The organism is Kitasatospora sp. NPDC051914, assembly GCF_040680995.1.
Taxonomy (GTDB): Bacteria; Actinomycetota; Actinomycetes; order Streptomycetales; family Streptomycetaceae; genus Kitasatospora.
The window spans coordinates 1-14,103 of the sequence record NZ_JBFAXX010000039.1 but is presented as its reverse complement, the minus strand read 5'-3'; the positions used below and the strand labels follow the sequence as shown (position 1 = coordinate 14,103).

15 protein-coding genes are annotated in these 14,103 nt (G+C 73.9%); 3 read left to right on the top strand and 12 right to left on the bottom strand.

Annotation, left to right across the window (positions count from 1 at the left end; all coding sequences use genetic code 11):
• Positions 1-228 precede the first annotated feature (228 nt).
• A complete protein-coding gene (locus AB0M03_RS24655; protein ID WP_363494344.1) occupies positions 229-2,709 on the top strand; it encodes an RICIN domain-containing protein in 2,481 nt (826 codons plus the stop codon).
• Between the two features lie 74 nt (positions 2,710-2,783).
• On the opposite strand, the gene AB0M03_RS24650 is transcribed toward AB0M03_RS24655, so the two are convergent.
• The 3 genes from AB0M03_RS24650 to AB0M03_RS24640 all read right to left on the bottom strand — a co-directional run bounded on the left by AB0M03_RS24650 (position 2,784) and on the right by AB0M03_RS24640 (position 4,338).
• Positions 2,784-3,494 (bottom strand): SDR family NAD(P)-dependent oxidoreductase, encoded by a 711-nt coding sequence (locus tag AB0M03_RS24650; protein WP_363494342.1) that lies wholly within the window; start codon positions 3,492-3,494, stop codon positions 2,784-2,786.
• Positions 3,495-3,565: 71 nt separating this feature from the next.
• Positions 3,566-4,039, bottom strand: a complete 474-nt coding sequence (locus tag AB0M03_RS24645; protein ID WP_363494340.1) for an SgcJ/EcaC family oxidoreductase — start codon at positions 4,037-4,039, stop codon at positions 3,566-3,568.
• Entirely contained in the window at positions 4,036-4,338 is a 303-nt protein-coding gene (locus AB0M03_RS24640) for a hypothetical protein (RefSeq protein ID WP_363494338.1), read from the bottom strand. The genes AB0M03_RS24645 and AB0M03_RS24640 overlap by 4 nt, the downstream gene beginning before the upstream one ends.
• A 105-nt stretch (positions 4,339-4,443) precedes the next feature.
• Between AB0M03_RS24640 and AB0M03_RS24635 the strand changes: the two genes are divergently transcribed.
• Positions 4,444-4,893 carry a MarR family transcriptional regulator gene (locus AB0M03_RS24635; protein WP_363494336.1) on the top strand — a complete coding sequence of 150 codons (450 nt, stop codon included), beginning with the start codon at positions 4,444-4,446 and terminating at the stop codon, positions 4,891-4,893.
• Positions 4,894-4,978: 85 nt separating this feature from the next.
• On the opposite strand, the gene AB0M03_RS24630 is transcribed toward AB0M03_RS24635, so the two are convergent.
• From AB0M03_RS24630 to AB0M03_RS24615, 4 genes are all read right to left on the bottom strand, one after another.
• On the bottom strand, positions 4,979-5,746 hold the full coding sequence (locus AB0M03_RS24630; RefSeq protein WP_363494334.1) for a hypothetical protein: 768 nt from the start codon (positions 5,744-5,746) through the stop codon (positions 4,979-4,981).
• Between the two features lie 401 nt (positions 5,747-6,147).
• Positions 6,148-6,765 (bottom strand): ATP-binding protein, encoded by a 618-nt coding sequence (locus AB0M03_RS24625; RefSeq protein WP_363494332.1) that lies wholly within the window; start codon positions 6,763-6,765, stop codon positions 6,148-6,150.
• Entirely contained in the window at positions 6,762-6,932 is a 171-nt protein-coding gene (locus tag AB0M03_RS24620; protein ID WP_363494330.1) for a hypothetical protein, read from the bottom strand. The genes AB0M03_RS24625 and AB0M03_RS24620 overlap by 4 nt, the downstream gene beginning before the upstream one ends.
• Positions 6,933-7,201: 269 nt before the next feature.
• Positions 7,202-7,864, bottom strand: coding sequence for a fasciclin domain-containing protein (locus AB0M03_RS24615; protein WP_363494328.1), 663 nt, complete (start codon positions 7,862-7,864; stop codon positions 7,202-7,204).
• A 196-nt stretch (positions 7,865-8,060) separates the two neighbouring features.
• Here AB0M03_RS24615 and AB0M03_RS24610 point away from each other — a divergent pair, with 196 nt between their 5' ends.
• Positions 8,061-8,381 (top strand): hypothetical protein, encoded by a 321-nt coding sequence (locus AB0M03_RS24610; RefSeq protein WP_363494326.1) that lies wholly within the window; start codon positions 8,061-8,063, stop codon positions 8,379-8,381.
• A gap of 70 nt (positions 8,382-8,451) precedes the next feature.
• Here AB0M03_RS24610 and AB0M03_RS24605 read toward each other — a convergent pair whose 3' ends face one another.
• From AB0M03_RS24605 to AB0M03_RS24585, 5 genes are all read right to left on the bottom strand, one after another.
• Positions 8,452-8,754: a hypothetical protein gene (locus AB0M03_RS24605; protein ID WP_363494324.1), complete on the bottom strand. Its 303-nt coding sequence runs from the start codon at positions 8,752-8,754 to the stop codon at positions 8,452-8,454.
• A 59-nt stretch (positions 8,755-8,813) separates the two neighbouring features.
• The gene (locus AB0M03_RS24600) at positions 8,814-9,332 is read right to left on the bottom strand and encodes a hypothetical protein (RefSeq protein WP_363494322.1); all 519 of its coding nucleotides are present in this window, start codon (positions 9,330-9,332) and stop codon (positions 8,814-8,816) included.
• Between the two features lie 31 nt (positions 9,333-9,363).
• Positions 9,364-11,553 carry a SpoIIE family protein phosphatase gene (locus tag AB0M03_RS24595; protein ID WP_363494320.1) on the bottom strand — a complete coding sequence of 730 codons (2,190 nt, stop codon included), beginning with the start codon at positions 11,551-11,553 and terminating at the stop codon, positions 9,364-9,366.
• Between the two features lie 221 nt (positions 11,554-11,774).
• Complete coding sequence (locus AB0M03_RS24590; protein WP_363494318.1) at positions 11,775-12,287, bottom strand: hypothetical protein; 513 nt, start codon at positions 12,285-12,287, stop codon at positions 11,775-11,777.
• A gap of 205 nt (positions 12,288-12,492) precedes the next feature.
• A partial coding sequence (locus AB0M03_RS24585) for an amino acid transporter (RefSeq protein WP_363494316.1) occupies positions 12,493-14,103 on the bottom strand: 1,611 nt, incomplete at its 5' end.

Here is a 14,103-nt window from a genome sequence, read left to right as displayed (position 1 = left end):
TGTTGCGGGTCGGAGGGGGTTTGCGGCAGGTGCCGGCACGGCTCTTGACACTGCGCCGCGGCCACTGCCACGGTGTGCTCGAAGCTGCTTCAAATAAGCGATTAACAAGCAGTTTCGAGCACACCTCTCTGGAGCGCGCCGCTCCGAGCACGCTGCCGCCGCGCCCTCCCCCGGGCGCCCGCGGGCAGCCGACCCCCACAACGGTGCATCACCCCACGAAGGAGTACCGTGCCCTCCCCCCTGCACAGTTCACTGGCCGCCGGGCTCGCCGCCGCGGCCCTGGCCCTGGCCACCGCGGCCGCCGCCGCACCCCCGGCCGCCGCCACCCCGCCGTCCGGTGCGACCTACACGGTCACCGTCGGCCGGCCGGTGGCGTACACGCATCCCACCGACACCCCGGCCGCGCCCTACGTCGACAAGGACGGAACCTTCTGGTTCCAGCAGTCGGCGGCGCTGTACGGCGCGAACGACCCCCGCTACTGGGACTTCTTCACCGGTACCGACTTCGACACCGCCACCCGGTCGGCCGCCGTCAGCAACTACGCGAACCCGGCCAACGCGAACGACAGGAACAACGACACCACCTGGCGGTGCAACAACAGCCCGACCGGCCGCGAGGCCACCGCCGCCGCGGGCAGTACGAGCTACGCCCACCGCAACTACTGCGACCTGGCGGGGGTGTGGGTCGACCCGGACACCGGTGACTGGTACGGGCTGGTGCACAACGAGTTCACCCCGCAACCCTTCGGCGACGGGCTGCACTTCGACGCGATCGACTACGCGGTCTCCACCGACCAGGGCCGCACGTGGACCATCAGGGACCACGTCATCACCTCGCCGTACAGCACCGCACGCGGCGACACCGCGGCCTTCCCCAACCAGACGTACTACTACGGCGACGGCGACCAGCGGCTGTTCGTCGACACCGCCTCGGGGTACTTCTACGTGTTCTACGGCTCCCGGGTCGTCGACAAGTCCGGTGGCTGGAAGGCCTTCCACGAGCACGTGGCCCGCGCGCCGATCTCCGCCAAGATGGCGCCCGGCTCCTGGCAGAAGTGGTACGGCGGCGCCTGGACGCAGCCCGGCGTGGGCGGCCGGGAGAGCAACACGGTGCCGGTCGACGGCTCGAGCACAACGGGGTGGACCCCGGTGGCCGGCGAGTACGACCCGGCGAACACCGGCACCGCCGCGCAGCAGATCGCGGCCGGGAAGATGCCCCCGACCTCGCCGCTGTTCGTCATGGACATCACCTGGAACGCCCACCTGGGGCTGTACATCGGCGAGCCGCAGGCCGTCGACCAGAGCGGGAACGCGCCGCAGCAGTTCTACGCCACCGACAACCTCGCCACCCAGAAGTGGTACCCGATCGGCGACACCGGCAGCTACCGCACGGCCTCCTGGTACCGCTGGTTCCTGGACGGAGCCAACCGGACCGGCTCCGCGATCGTCGGGAGGACCTTCCGCTCGTACTGCTCCTTCGGCTGCTCCGGCGGGGCGTCCGGCGAGTACGTCGACGTGACGATCGGCTCCTCCGCGCCGGCCGCTCCCCCGGTGGACCTCACCAAGGCCCACCGGATCGCGAACGGCAACGGCCGGGTGCTCGCCCAGGTGGCGGGCGGTTCCGCCACCACCTCGCTCGCGGCGGCCGGCGGCTCCGCCCTGGAGTCCTGGGTGTTCGCGGCCAACGGCGACGGCTCGTACCGGATCGCCAACTCCTCCACCGGCCACCTGCTCGGCGTCGCCCCGGCCACCGCCGGCCGTGCCTGGGGCGCCCTGCCCACCGCGACCGCCGCACCGGCGGGCGGCCCGACCGTCGGGCAGCAGTGGTTCGTCGTCCCCGGTGCCGACGCCTCCGGGGCCGCCACCGGCGGGTTCAAGCTGGTCAACCGGTACAGCGGCCTGGTGCTCGGCCTGTCCTCGACGGCAGGCCGGCTCGCCGAGACGACCCCCGCCCGCAGCTGGACGGACGCCACCGGCACCGCCGTCGGCGGCGGGCGCAGTGCGGCCGAACAGACCCTGACCCTCACCGCGACCGGTTCGGCTCCGGAGACCGTCACGGTCACCAACCCGGGCGACCAGTCCACCAAGGTGGGCACCGCTGTCTCGCTGCAGCTCTCCGGCAGCGACTCGGCCGGCAAGTCCCTGACCTACTCGGCGACGGGGCTGCCCGCCGGACTCTCCGTCAGCGCCTCGGGCCTGGTGTCCGGGACACCCACCGCCACCGGGTCGTCGACCGTGACCGTCACCGCCTCCTCCGGCACCGCCACCGGCTCCACCGTCTTCACCTGGGCGGTGAACCCGGCGCTCACCGGCACCCACACGCTGACCGCCTCCGGCAAGGCGCTGGACGATCCGAACCACTCCACGTCGCCCGGCACCCAGCTGATCACCTGGACCGCCAACGGCGGCCCCAACCAGAGCTGGGTCTTCACCCCGCAGGCCGACGGCAGCTACCAGGTCGCCAACGGCGAGTCGGGCCTGTGCATGGACGTCAGCGGCGGTTCCACGGCGGCCGGCGCCCAGGTCATCCAGTGGACCTGCACCGGCGGCAGCAACCAGCGCTGGCTGGTCACCGCCACCACCGGCGGGTACCGGGTGGTCTCGCAGAAGAGCGGGCTCCTGCTGACCACCGCCTCCACCGCCAACGGCGCCCCGGTCACCCAGCAGCCCGACACCGGCTCCGTCCTCCAGCGCTGGACGGTCGGCTGACGGCCGGCATCACCCTGCGCCGGGCCCCGCGGGAACCCGTCCGCGGGGCCCGGCGCTGCCCGCTGCAGGCGCGGTCAGGTGCCACCGAGGACGGTCAGGACGGTACGGCGGGGCAGGGTGCGGGCGGCGGCGGTGAAGAGCCGGTTCGCAGCACCGGGGACGACCGTGGGCCGGTTGCGCCGCCGCAGCGCGTCCAGCGCGGCGGCGACCACCTGCTCCGGCGTCCTGACGAGCACGGCGGGGGTGTCGTGGTGCGGCTGCGACTCGGTGGCGGTGGGGCCGGGGCACAGGCCCATCACACGGACGCCGCGGCCCTCGTGCTCGGCCCACAGCGCCTCCGACAGGGAGGCCACGAAGGCCTTGGTGGCGCTGTGGACGGCGAGCCCGGGGGCGGGTGCGAAGGCGAGCGTGGAGGCGACGTTCAGCAGGGCGTCACCGGACCGGGCCCGGGCGAGGAAGGCGTGCGCGAGGGCCAGCAGGGCGTCGCAGTTCAGCCGTACGGTCTCCAGTGCCCGGGCGAGCGGGACTTCGGCGAAGCGGCCCTCGACCGCGGTGCCCGCGTTGTTGACGAGCAGGTGGACCCGCTGGTGGGCCAGCACCTCTGCGACCTGCTGCCGGCCCGACTCGGTGGCGAGGTCCGCCGCGAGACGGCTGTGGCCGGGCCCGAGTTCGGCGAGGAGCGAGCGGAGCCGGTCCTCGCGGCGGGCGACGGCGATCACCCGGTGGCCGTCCGCGGCCAGCCGGCGGGCGAACTCCCGGCCGATGCCGCTGCTCGCCCCGGTCACCAGCGCGGTACGCGGCCCGGGACTGTCGGCGGGTTCGGAACCGGGGCCGGGCGCGGGCGTTCGGCGCGGGTTCACGGCGCCGAGGGCCTGGTCGCCGGCTGCGACCGGAACGAGAACGCCTCCATCAGGCGCCGGTGCCGGGTCTTCTGGACGGCGGCGATCCGCCAGGCACCGTCGGCCCCGCGGGCGATTGTGTAGGTGGCCAGCTTGCCCAGCCGCTTCGGGCGGCCCTTGTGCACCTCGCCGCGGGTGACGGCCACGGCGGCGTCGGCGCCGAGGAACCGCAGGTCGACGATCTCGACGGTCAGCGAGGTGCCCTTGAGGAAGCTGTCGAACAGGGCCTGGTGGGCGCGGCCGATCTCGTCGCCGCCCCGGTAGACGGTGCCCACGAAGGTGACGTCGGTGGCGTCCTCGGTGAAGTGCCGGCCGTACCCGGCGCCGTCGCCGCGGCCCCAGGCCCGGCAACTGCTGTCCAGGAGGGCCCGCACGGCGGCGCGGTCGGCCTCGCGGCCGGGTTCGGTGCTGTGGGTGGTGTCGGCGGTCACTTCTCGGCCTCCGGCGCGGTCGACGGGTCCCAGACGAAGGAGATGCGCTCCATGACGCGCCGGCGCTGGGTGTTGTGGAAGGCGGCGATCCGCCAGCTGCGGTCGCCCTGGCGGACGAGCGTGTAGGACTGGGCCTTGGCGGCGTCGCCGCGGCCCCAGGCGTCGGTCAGCGAGCGGATCGTGTCGCAGACGGCCTGCCGGTCACCGGCGCCGGGCGCGCCCGAGGGAGTCGGGGTGGTGACGGCGATGCGGCGGCGCGGTTCCCTTCGGGCGGACGGTTCGGTCTGCTCGGTGCTCATGAGGTCCCCTCCCATGGTAACTTCACAGGCGAAGTTACTGCGTCGAAGATTTCTCTTCTTTGAGGAAGAGATTATGGAGTGGAGGAGCCCGTGTCAACGCCGGGGATGCGATCGGACGCCAGCGAGGTCTACCGCCGTTACCTGAGTGCGGTGATGCTGCACGGCCATGCGAGCGCGAGGGCCTGCGAGCTCGGCGCCACCGACCTCTACGCCCTCAACATCCTTCACCTGTCCGGGGCGATGACCCCCGGCGAACTCTCCGCCCGCACCGGCCTCACCACCGGGCCGACCACCCGCCTCGTCGACCGCCTGGAGCAGGCCGGGTACGTGCGGCGCGCACCCTCACCCGACGACCGCCGCAAGGTCATCGTCGAACCGGTCGGCCGCCCCGCCGACCTCGACCGGGTGATGGCTCCCGCCCGGCAGCGGATCGGCGACATCCTCGGCGGCTACTCCCCCGACCAACTCGACGTCCTCTTCGACTACTTCGCCCGGGCCTCCCGCGCCTACCAGGAAGCCGCCGAGGAACTCCGCACCGAGGCCCCGGACAACTGACCGGGCCGGCCTGCAAGAAGGCACAGGGTGCACCACCGAGGGGCGCGTGGGGGCGCCTCCCCCGCACCCCTCGGGGCAACCCGCGTCAGGGGTTCCAGCGGGTCAGGGCGGCTTCCACGGCGTGGCGGCTGATGCCGGCCGCCCGCAGGTCGCACACCCGGATCGCCCGGAGCCCGGGATCGTAGGCGGACACCGCGGGCCCGCCGGTCAGCAGCGGAGAGCCGGGCAGCGGGTGGGCCAGCAGCCAGGTGCCGCCGAAACAGGCGGACCGCACCTCGACGGCGGCCACCTCCGACCACGGTACGACGAGCCGCAACCGGCCTTTCACGAAAACGAGTTGACCGGCCGAGAACTCGAGCCGCCCGCGGTGCCGGCCGATCCCGACGACCAGCGCCGGCAGCAGGAAGAGGAGCACGAAGGTGCCGGCCAGGCAGACCGGCATGCCGACCGGGTACGCCTCGAAGTAGCTCGGCTCCGCAGGATCCCGCAGGACGTCCCGGTCGGCGATCCCCGGGAGCGAGGCCAGCATCGCCATCATGCCGAGCACGAACACCCCGCCCAGCACCCAGAGCGCACTGCCGTGCAGATCGCCCGTCCGCCCGCCCTCCAGGACGGTCACCGGCCCCGAGGCCGCCGTACCTGCCGGTGCGGACGCCGGGAGGCTCCGCCGCCGTGTCCCGCTCAGTTCCCGGTACGTCTGGAACACCAGCACCGTGGCCAGCACCCCGCAGGCCGCCATCGCCCCGTACCACCAGGCCGGCGGCAGGCCGACCCCGTCGGTCACCACATTCGCCGCCAGCGAGAACAGCGCCGGAGCCACGGCCACCACAACCAGCCGGACCCGGTTCCCCACAGATCCATCCCCCTCCGCGCACCGGTCGCCCGGTCTCACCATGCCCCGCCCGCCCCGGCGGTAGTCACGCCGGCCGCGCTTACGCATTCTGTACACGACAACTGACGGATCGTCGGAAAAGTGCCGAGTACCTGAATCCGGCTCCGGACACGCCCTAGGATGCGGGCATGACCGGACATCGGGCACCGTCCGCCCGCAGAAGCGGCCACCGCGGCCGCCGCTGGCTGTGCTGTGCCCGTCCGTGTCGCCCGTCCTGCTGTTGACCCTGCCGGTGCGCCCGCCGCACGGCTGCGGGCGGACGCCGATCCGCCCTGCAGGGTCGGCCCGGTGCGCCCTCCTCGGAACGGATGGCAATCCCATGGCCGAACACGCCTACGACACCCAGCCGGCCACCGCGGTCTTCAACCGCCAGGGCTACCTCTTCGGTGCCGTGGTGACGCACCCGGTGACCGTGGTCTGAACCCGCCCGGCCCGCCCCGCCGAATCCGAGCCGGGCGGGGTCGAGCCGGGCGGACCGCATCCCCACCGTCAACGACTTCATGACGGTGCAACAGGCGGAAATCCGCACGGGCCGTGCGTGGCCCCCTGCAACGGCGTCGTGAAATCCCCGTGTTGCGCCCGGCGGATCCGTAGGTGACGGAGACGGTGTCGCACAGGGCGGCGACCAGGGCCGGCCCGCGGCCGTCGAGGGCGGTGCCCGGTTCGGCGAAGCGCGGCTGGGGCAGCAGGCGGCTGGTGTCGCTGACGTCGACGTCCAGGCCGTCGGGGCCGTTGGCGAGGTGGAGGCTGCCGGGGCCGTGGGTGTGGTGGACGGAGTTGGTGACGAGTTCGCTGATGACCAGCAGGGCGTCCTCGCGCAGCGGCAGCGGCAGGTGGGCGCGGGTCAGGAAGGCGCGGGCGCAGGCGCGGACCTCGGCGACGCACTGCACCGTGTCGGTGAACGACACGCATTCGAGGGTCTGCGCGGGCGCGACGTGCGGCGCGGGCGGCGCCGGCGGTGGGAGGAGGGCGGTGTTCATGGCCGGTGGTCCTTGAATCGCTCGGGCCCGGCGCGGCGCGCAGGGCCGAGGGCGTACGGAGAGGGGGTGGCCGAGGCGGTCGTGGCCGAGGTGGCCACGGCGCCGCCGCCGAGCATCACACAGGTGGCCGCAGCGGCCGGCGAGCGCTTCGTGCGGGTCGTGGTCATCGCTCCGCACCTCCTTCCTGATCGTCCGCCACCGCTTATCGACGGCCCGTCGGGTCGTCCGACTCGTGGTGCGGCGGGTGTTCCATGACCCTGATTCGGACACGAACCCCTGCCGGACGGGTCGGCCCGGCCGCGGATTTCGCTTGAATCTTCGACACTCGGACGGCCTGTGTTCCGGGCCTCCGGCCCACCGCACGCGGCTGTGGGCCACCCCTCAGGGGTGGCCCGTCCGGCTCCGGCTCCAGGGCGGTCCGGGAGGTGCCGGGTGGTCAGGAGGCCGGCATGAGAACGGTGTCGACGATGTGGACGGTTGCGTTGGCGGTCTGCACGTTGCCGCACAGCACCTTGGCGGTGCCGTTGACCGTGAAGTCCTCGCCGCCGCCGGTGACCGTGACGGTGCCGCCCTCCAGGGTCTTGTGCTCGCCGGCCAGGGCCGAGGGCGCCAGGCGCTCGGGGACGACGTGGTAGGTGAGGATCTCGGTCAGCTTGTTCTTGTCGGCGAGGACGGCGTCCAGGTCGGCCTTCGGGATCTTCGCGAAGGCGTCGTTGGTGGGCGCGAACACGGTGATGTTCCGGGCCGAGTTGAGCGTGTCGACCAGCCCCGCCTTGGTCACCGCCGTCACCAGCGTGGACAGCATCGGGTTGTTGGAAGCGGCGGTGGCCACCGGGACCTCGGCCATCCCGGCGAAGGAGCCGGCGCCGTCCGCCGGGACGGCCGAGCAGGCGGCGCCGAACGGGCCACCGGCCGGCATCGCCGAGGCCGCACCCGGCGACGATGCGGCGGCGGACGAGGACGGCGCCATCGCTGCGCCGCCCGAGGCGCTGCCGGCGTTGCTCGAACTGCCGCTGCTGCCGCACGCGCTCGCCCCGAGGGCGAGGGCTCCGGCGGCGAGCAGGACGGCGAACGACTTGGTGCGGGTCGTACGGGACATCAGATGCTCCTCGAGGACTCGGGGTTCACGTGGTCGCACGCGGCCGACCCCGGGCCGACCCGACGGTCGGGGCCGGCCAGGGCGGCGAGCGCCGCTCACGTCCCCCATTCGGAGTCCGCGGCCGACCGGATGGGTCGGCAGCACCACGAACACGGCCGCCGGCGGATCACCCGCGGCCGGCGGCTACCCTGACCGCATGGACCACCCCCTGCTCCGCGAGGTCTTCCCGGACCTCGTCACCGAACTCGCCGCCCTCCTGGAGGAGGAGGGGGAACGTGCGCTGGCCGTGGCGGTGCAGGACGTCCGGCTGGTGGCGGAGTGCGGGTGCGGCGACGACTTCTGCCAGAGCCTGCGCACGGCGGACCACCCGGCAGGACAGCCCTACGGCCCGGGCCACCGGTGCATCCCGCTGCTCCCCGAGCAGGGCATGCTCGTCCTGGACGTCGTCGACGACCGGATCATGTACGTGGAGATCCTCGACCGCCCACCCGTGCAACGCCGGGCCACGCAGCCCTGACACGCAGTCGGCCGACCCGGCCGGAGGCGAGTGCCGGCGGCCCTAGGTGTTCCGTCCGGCGGATCTTGCCCTAGCGGCGCCGCGGCAGTGTGCGGAGCAGCAGGGTGAGCAGGCCGGCGGACAGGACCGCGCCCGTCAGTCGGCAGAGTGCCGCCACGGGCTGCACGAACTCCTCGGGCACGGCGAGGAGGAGGGGCCATGCCACCAGGCCGGCCAGCTGGGTCGGTGCGGACAGCACCCGGGCCGCCTGTTCGGCTGCGGGCACGGTCGGCGCCAGGGCGATCGCGGCGACGGACAGCGCCACGTAGGCGCGTCCCCACCAGGAGGACAGGGCCACGACGGGGAGGCGGCACACGGCTGCTGCGCAGGTCACGCGCGTCATTCTGGCAGTGCGGCCGGCAGCGGCCGTGTCCGGGGGCGGCGATCGGCGGGTCAGGCGTCGGGGCCCTGGGCGCGCAGGCGGCGGACGTGTTCGAGGGATTCGCGGAGTTCGGTGAGCCAGCTGTCGGAGTGGCGCTGCACCAGGCGGACGCACCAGGCCAGCGCGTCGCTGCGGCTGCGTGCCACGCCGGCTTCGACGAGGGTGTCGAGCACCTGTCGTTCGGGCTGGCGCAGGCGGGTCATGACGGGGGCGGAGACGGTGGTGAACAGTCCGCGGACGCCGTCGCACTCGGCGCCCCAGGACACCTTGCGGCCGTAGCGCCGCTCGGCTTCGCGTGCGACGGCCATCCTGGCGTCGCGGGTCCGCTCGCGGAATTCGGCGATGCGGCCTTCGACGGCCGCCTCGCGTTCGGTGTCGGAGACGTCGGCGGCCAGGTCGGGCGCGGGGATGCGGCCGACCACGGTGATCTCCTCGCGGTCCACCGCGATCTCGACCAGTTCGGTGTACAGGCCCTCGGGGAGGCGGCCGGTGAACCACCCGCGGAGGACCTCCTGCTCTGACGTAATCATGTAATCATCATTACTCTGCAGGCGACCCGGATCAAGGCCCCGGGCCGGATCCGCCGGTGGCGGCCAGCAGCAGGAGGGCGATGTCGTCCCGGTGCTGCCCGGTGGGCCAGCGGTGGTGCACCAGGCCGTCGATGATCCCGTCGAGCGAGGCGGCCCCGGTCTGCGCGAGGTGGTCGGCCAGGTCGGCGGCGGCCCGGGCCGGGTCGGTGCCGGGGGCTTCCACCAGGCCGTCCGTGTAGAGGGCGAGGACGGTGCCCGGCGGCAGGGGCAGGGTGGTCAGCGGGTAGGCGGACCCGGGCTGGACGCCCAGCAGCGGCCCCGGTTCGACGTCCAGGACGTGGGCGCGGCGGCCCGGGCGGCGCAGCAGCGGGGGCGGGTGGCCCGCGCTGGCCAGGGTGGCCTGGCGGCGGACGAGGTCCAGGTGGACGTAGAGGCAGGAGACCAGGAGGTCCGGCTCCATGTCGGTCAGCAGCCGGTTGGTGCGGGCGAGCACCTGGTCGGGGGCGGCGCCGGCGCTGACGTACGCGTGGACGGCGGTGCGGACCTGGCCCATCAGGGCGGCGGCGGCGACGTTGTGGCCCTGGACGTCGCCGATGACCGCGGCGGCCGTCCGGCCGTCGAGGCGGATGAGGTCGTAGAAGTCGCCGCCGATGTCCTGGCCGAAGCCCGCGGGCAGGTAGCGGGCGGCGAAGTCGAGCCCGTCGATGCGGGGCAGGGTGCGCGGCAGCAGGGCGGCCTGCAGGCCGTGTGCGAGGTCGTGCTTGGCGTCGTACAGGCGGGCGCGGTCGAGGGCCTGGGCGATCAGTCCGGCGAGGGAGGTGAGGACGGCGCGCTCGTCGGCGGTGAAGGCGTGCGGGCGGCTGTGGGACAGGATGCAGATGCCGACCGCGCGGCCGGAGACGATCAGCGGGAGGTACGCCCAGGCCTGTCTGCCGCTGATCCGGGGCGCCTCCGGGTAGCTCCGGGCGAGCTCCTCCGGGTGGGCGAAGAAGGACGGTGTGCCGAGGGTGAGGGCCCGGCCGGCCGGGGTGAGGTCGGTGTCCAGCGGCAGGCCGTCCAGGCGCTCGACCGTCTCGGCGGGGTAGCCGCGGTGGCCGATGATCTTCAGCCGGCCGGCGTCCGCGGCACACAGGACGAGCCCGTCCGCGCCGAAGGCCGGCATCACCTGGTCCGCCACCATGCCGACCACGTCCCGCACCCCGACGGCCTCGGTCAGCGCCGCCGACAGGTGCATCAGCTGGTGCAGGCGGCTGATCGTGGAGACGTCCGCCGGCAGGTGCGCCTCCCGGTCCGGCGCCTCGGGGTGCGCGGCGTCGGCCGCGGCCCCGTCGGGCCGGGCGGTGGTGCCGGGCGCGATCCGGACGCTGATCCCGCTCGTGTCGGGGAACAGCTGGAAGTCCAGCCAGTGGTCGGGCGGGCGCAGCGCCGTGAAGGCGGTGGGCTCGCGGCTGATGACGGCGGTGCGGTAGGGCGCCTCGAGGACGGGGTCGTCCAGCCAGGGCAGCGCCTGCCAGGGCAGGGCTCCCAGCAGTTCCTCCTCGGTGCGGCCGAGCAGGCGGGCCGCGGTCGCGGTGAGGAAGGTGATCCGCCCGTCCAGGTCGAGGGCGATCGCACCTTCGGGCAGGCGCTCGGCCCAGTCGGCGGCGGCCTGTCCGCGCTGCACCGGCCGCGGGTGCACCAGTTCGTCGGGGAGGACGCGCGGCAGTTCGGGGAAGTCCGGCGGGCTGTCGGCGCGGTCGAGGATGCGGGCGATCCGCCGGGCGCTCGCGGTGATCCGGCTGCGTTCGCGGCGCGAGGCGGACGGCGGGTGTCCGGCGGGCCACATCAGCTGCAGGCCGCCCCAGCAGCGGTCGGCGCCGAGGATCGGGGTCGCGGCCAGCGCGAACCGGTACGGCAGGGCGGCGGCCACCCGCGGATAGGCGCGGGCCATGTCCTCCTGGTCGCCGATCCGGACCAGCCGCTCCTCGCGCACCGCGTCGGTGACCGGCGTGGGCGCGCTCAGCGGCAGCCGCTGCCACGGCGCGACGAAGTCGAGCGGCACGCCCCACATCGACACCAGGTGCACCAGCGGCTCGTCCGCCTCGAGCAGGAACAGCCCGACCACCGAGGCCCCGGTCCGGCGCACGGTGCCGGCCAGCACCTCGTCGAGCGCCGCGTCCGGCCCCGGCCCGCCGGCGAACGGCGGGGGCGGGACGCCCGGCACCTCACCGGCCTCGGCCATCCGACGCCCCCTGCACGCGTCCGGGCCGCTCACGCCCGCCGGACGGGCGCAGCACCGGATCGGTGGGCGTGCCGGCCGCGGACGCGCCGCACGGACGGCCCTCCGCCACCGGCCCGACGGGCAGCGGAGCCGCGCACCAGGCACACCGCGCAGCGCCCATACCCGGACCGTACGCCCGCGTCCCGGGGTCGGCCCGCCGGACGCGCCACCGGCCCGGGCCGTCAGTGTCCGGCGAGCTTGACGGCGACGACGGCGAGGCCGATGGCGGCGTCCACGGCGCCGGCCACCAGGGCTGCGGGCAGGCCGCTGCCCATCCGGAGGCCGCTCACGCAGCCCCAGACGAACAGCGCCGCGACGCTGAGCCCCGCCGCGGCGAGCAGTGCGCTGTGCAGGGACATCAGACCGATCCCCGCGGCGGCGATCAGCAGCAGCGGGCCGACCGCGGAGAGCAGCAGCGGGCTGCTGACGAAGAGCATCCTCCTCAGCTCGCGCCCCGAGGCGACCCGGCGGTGCACGATCCGGTAGGCCTGCTGGTCCGCGACGAGCGTGGCGAGCCAGAGGCCGAGCGCCGTCGCCAGGACGGCGACCGCGGCCTTCCAGGTCCCCAGGTGGTCGACGGCGGACAGGCCGACCACCACGGCGACCATCGTGATGGTGGCGTAGATGCGCTCCTTCAGCTGTTCGGTGCGCGTTTCCAGGTCGTTCCCGGGGGCGGTCGCCCCGTCCTCTGCCACGGCCGGCTGCTCCTCCTCGTACGCGGTGCCCGATGGCGACAGTGTCGGCGAGGGAGGCCGCCCCGGCCGGTCGCCGCACCGGGCGGTGCGGCCGTCCCGGATCGGGGCGACGGCCGCGGAGCCGGAAACACCGCGTCCGGCGGCCCCGGGAGCGGGGCCGCCGGACGCGGCGGTGCGGGCGGTGTCGCGGTGTGCGCCGGCTGCGTCAGCCGACGTGGACGCGCGGGCGGCGCGACCGGTCGGGTTCGGCCTCGCGCAGCACCTCGCGGGTGACCGGGGCGACCTCGCCCTGGCCGAACAGGAAGAACCGCAGCAGCTGCGCGAAGGGGTTGCCCTCGGTCCACTCGAAGTACATGTGGGGCTGCCGGCCGGTGGCGTCCCGGATGTGCAGGAGCAGGGCCGCCAGGGCGTTCGGGATGGAGGAGTGCTCCAGGCTGAGGATGCGGTAGCGGTCGTGCAGGACCTCGCCGCGCACCTTCAGCTCGGTCTCGAAGTCGGACGGGTCGCGGACGGTGACCTCCACGAAGACCACGTCGTCCTCCGGCGGGATGCCGTTGTCGGCGCGGATCTGGTTCACCTTGTCGCGGTACTCCGCGAGGTCGCGGCCGCTCGGCTCGTTGGCGACCAGCCGGATCGAGCGGTGCGCGCAGTCGTTGACGAACCGCTCCGCCACCGGGTCGAGGACGACGTCGGTGACCCGCAGTTCGAAGGAGCGGGCCAGCCGGGAGGCGAGCGAGATCAGGATGATGCCGGCGATGAAGCAGGCGCCGATCTTCACGCCGTCCGGGCGTTCGGCGATGTTGAGGCCGGTGGTGTAGAGGAAGACCGCGGCGATCACGGCGAAGGCGGCCGTCCAGCCGCGCTGGCGGGCCCGGCGGGCGGCGATGGTCACCGCGATGGCGGCCGAGCTGATCAGGACGAGCACACCGGTCGCGTAGGCGCCGCCCTGCTTGTCCACGTCGGCGTCGAAGATCCAGGTGACCAGGAAGGCCACCGCGGTGAGCACCAGGACGGTCGGCCGCACGGCGCGCGCCCAGTGCGGTGCCATGCCGTAGCGCGGCAGGTAGCGGGGCAGCAGGTTCAGCATGCCCGCCATGGCGGAGGCACCGGCGAACCACAGGATGGCGATGGTGGAGACGTCGTACACGGTGCCGAAGGCACTGCCCAGGTACTCGTGCGCCAGGAAGGCGAGGGCCCGGCCGTTGGCCTCGCCGCCGGGCTGGAACTGGTCGGCGGGGATGAGCAGCGTGGTGATGAAGCTGGTGGTGATCAGGAAGACGCTCATGATCACGGCGGCGGTGGTCAGCAGCCGGTGGGTGCCGCGGATGCGGCCGGTCGGCCTCTCCTCGGTGTCCCCGGGCGCGCCCTCGATGTGCGGCATGACGGCGACGCCGGTCTCGAAGCCGGACAGGCCGAGCGCCAGCTTCGGGAAGACCACCAGGGACACACCGATCATGGCGATGATGCTGCCGTGGTCCGCGGTGAGCGCGTGGGACCAGTCGGTGATGACGTGCGGGGCGGTGAGCACGTGCCAGAGGCCGACCGCGACCACCACGACGTTCAGCGCCAGGTAGACGCCGACCAGGCCCACGGCCAGGCCTATCGCCTCGCTGAAGCCCTTCAGGAAGACCGCGCCGAGCAGCGCGATCAGGAAGAGGGTGATCAGCACCTGCCGGCCGTGCAGCGCCTCCGCCAGGTGCGGGTTCTCCACCAGGTGCGCAGTGGCGTCGGCCGCCGACAGCGTGATGGTGATCAGGAAGTCGGTCGCCGCGAAGCCCAGCAGGACGAGGACGAAGAGCTTGCCCTGCCAGAAGCT

Coding starts and splice junctions, on each gene's coding strand:
- AB0M03_RS24640 (WP_363494338.1), bottom strand. CDS start 4,338: ATGAGCACCGAGCAGACCGAACCGTCCGCCCGAAGGGAACCGCGCCGC.
- AB0M03_RS24635 (WP_363494336.1), top strand. CDS start 4,444: ATGCGATCGGACGCCAGCGAGGTCTACCGCCGTTACCTGAGTGCGGTG.
- AB0M03_RS24625 (WP_363494332.1), bottom strand. CDS start 6,765: ATGAACACCGCCCTCCTCCCACCGCCGGCGCCGCCCGCGCCGCACGTC.
- AB0M03_RS24620 (WP_363494330.1), bottom strand. CDS start 6,932: ATGACCACGACCCGCACGAAGCGCTCGCCGGCCGCTGCGGCCACCTGT.
- AB0M03_RS24615 (WP_363494328.1), bottom strand. CDS start 7,864: ATGTCCCGTACGACCCGCACCAAGTCGTTCGCCGTCCTGCTCGCCGCC.
- AB0M03_RS24610 (WP_363494326.1), top strand. CDS start 8,061: ATGGACCACCCCCTGCTCCGCGAGGTCTTCCCGGACCTCGTCACCGAA.
- AB0M03_RS24600 (WP_363494322.1), bottom strand. CDS start 9,332: ATGATTACGTCAGAGCAGGAGGTCCTCCGCGGGTGGTTCACCGGCCGC.
- AB0M03_RS24595 (WP_363494320.1), bottom strand. CDS start 11,553: ATGGCCGAGGCCGGTGAGGTGCCGGGCGTCCCGCCCCCGCCGTTCGCC.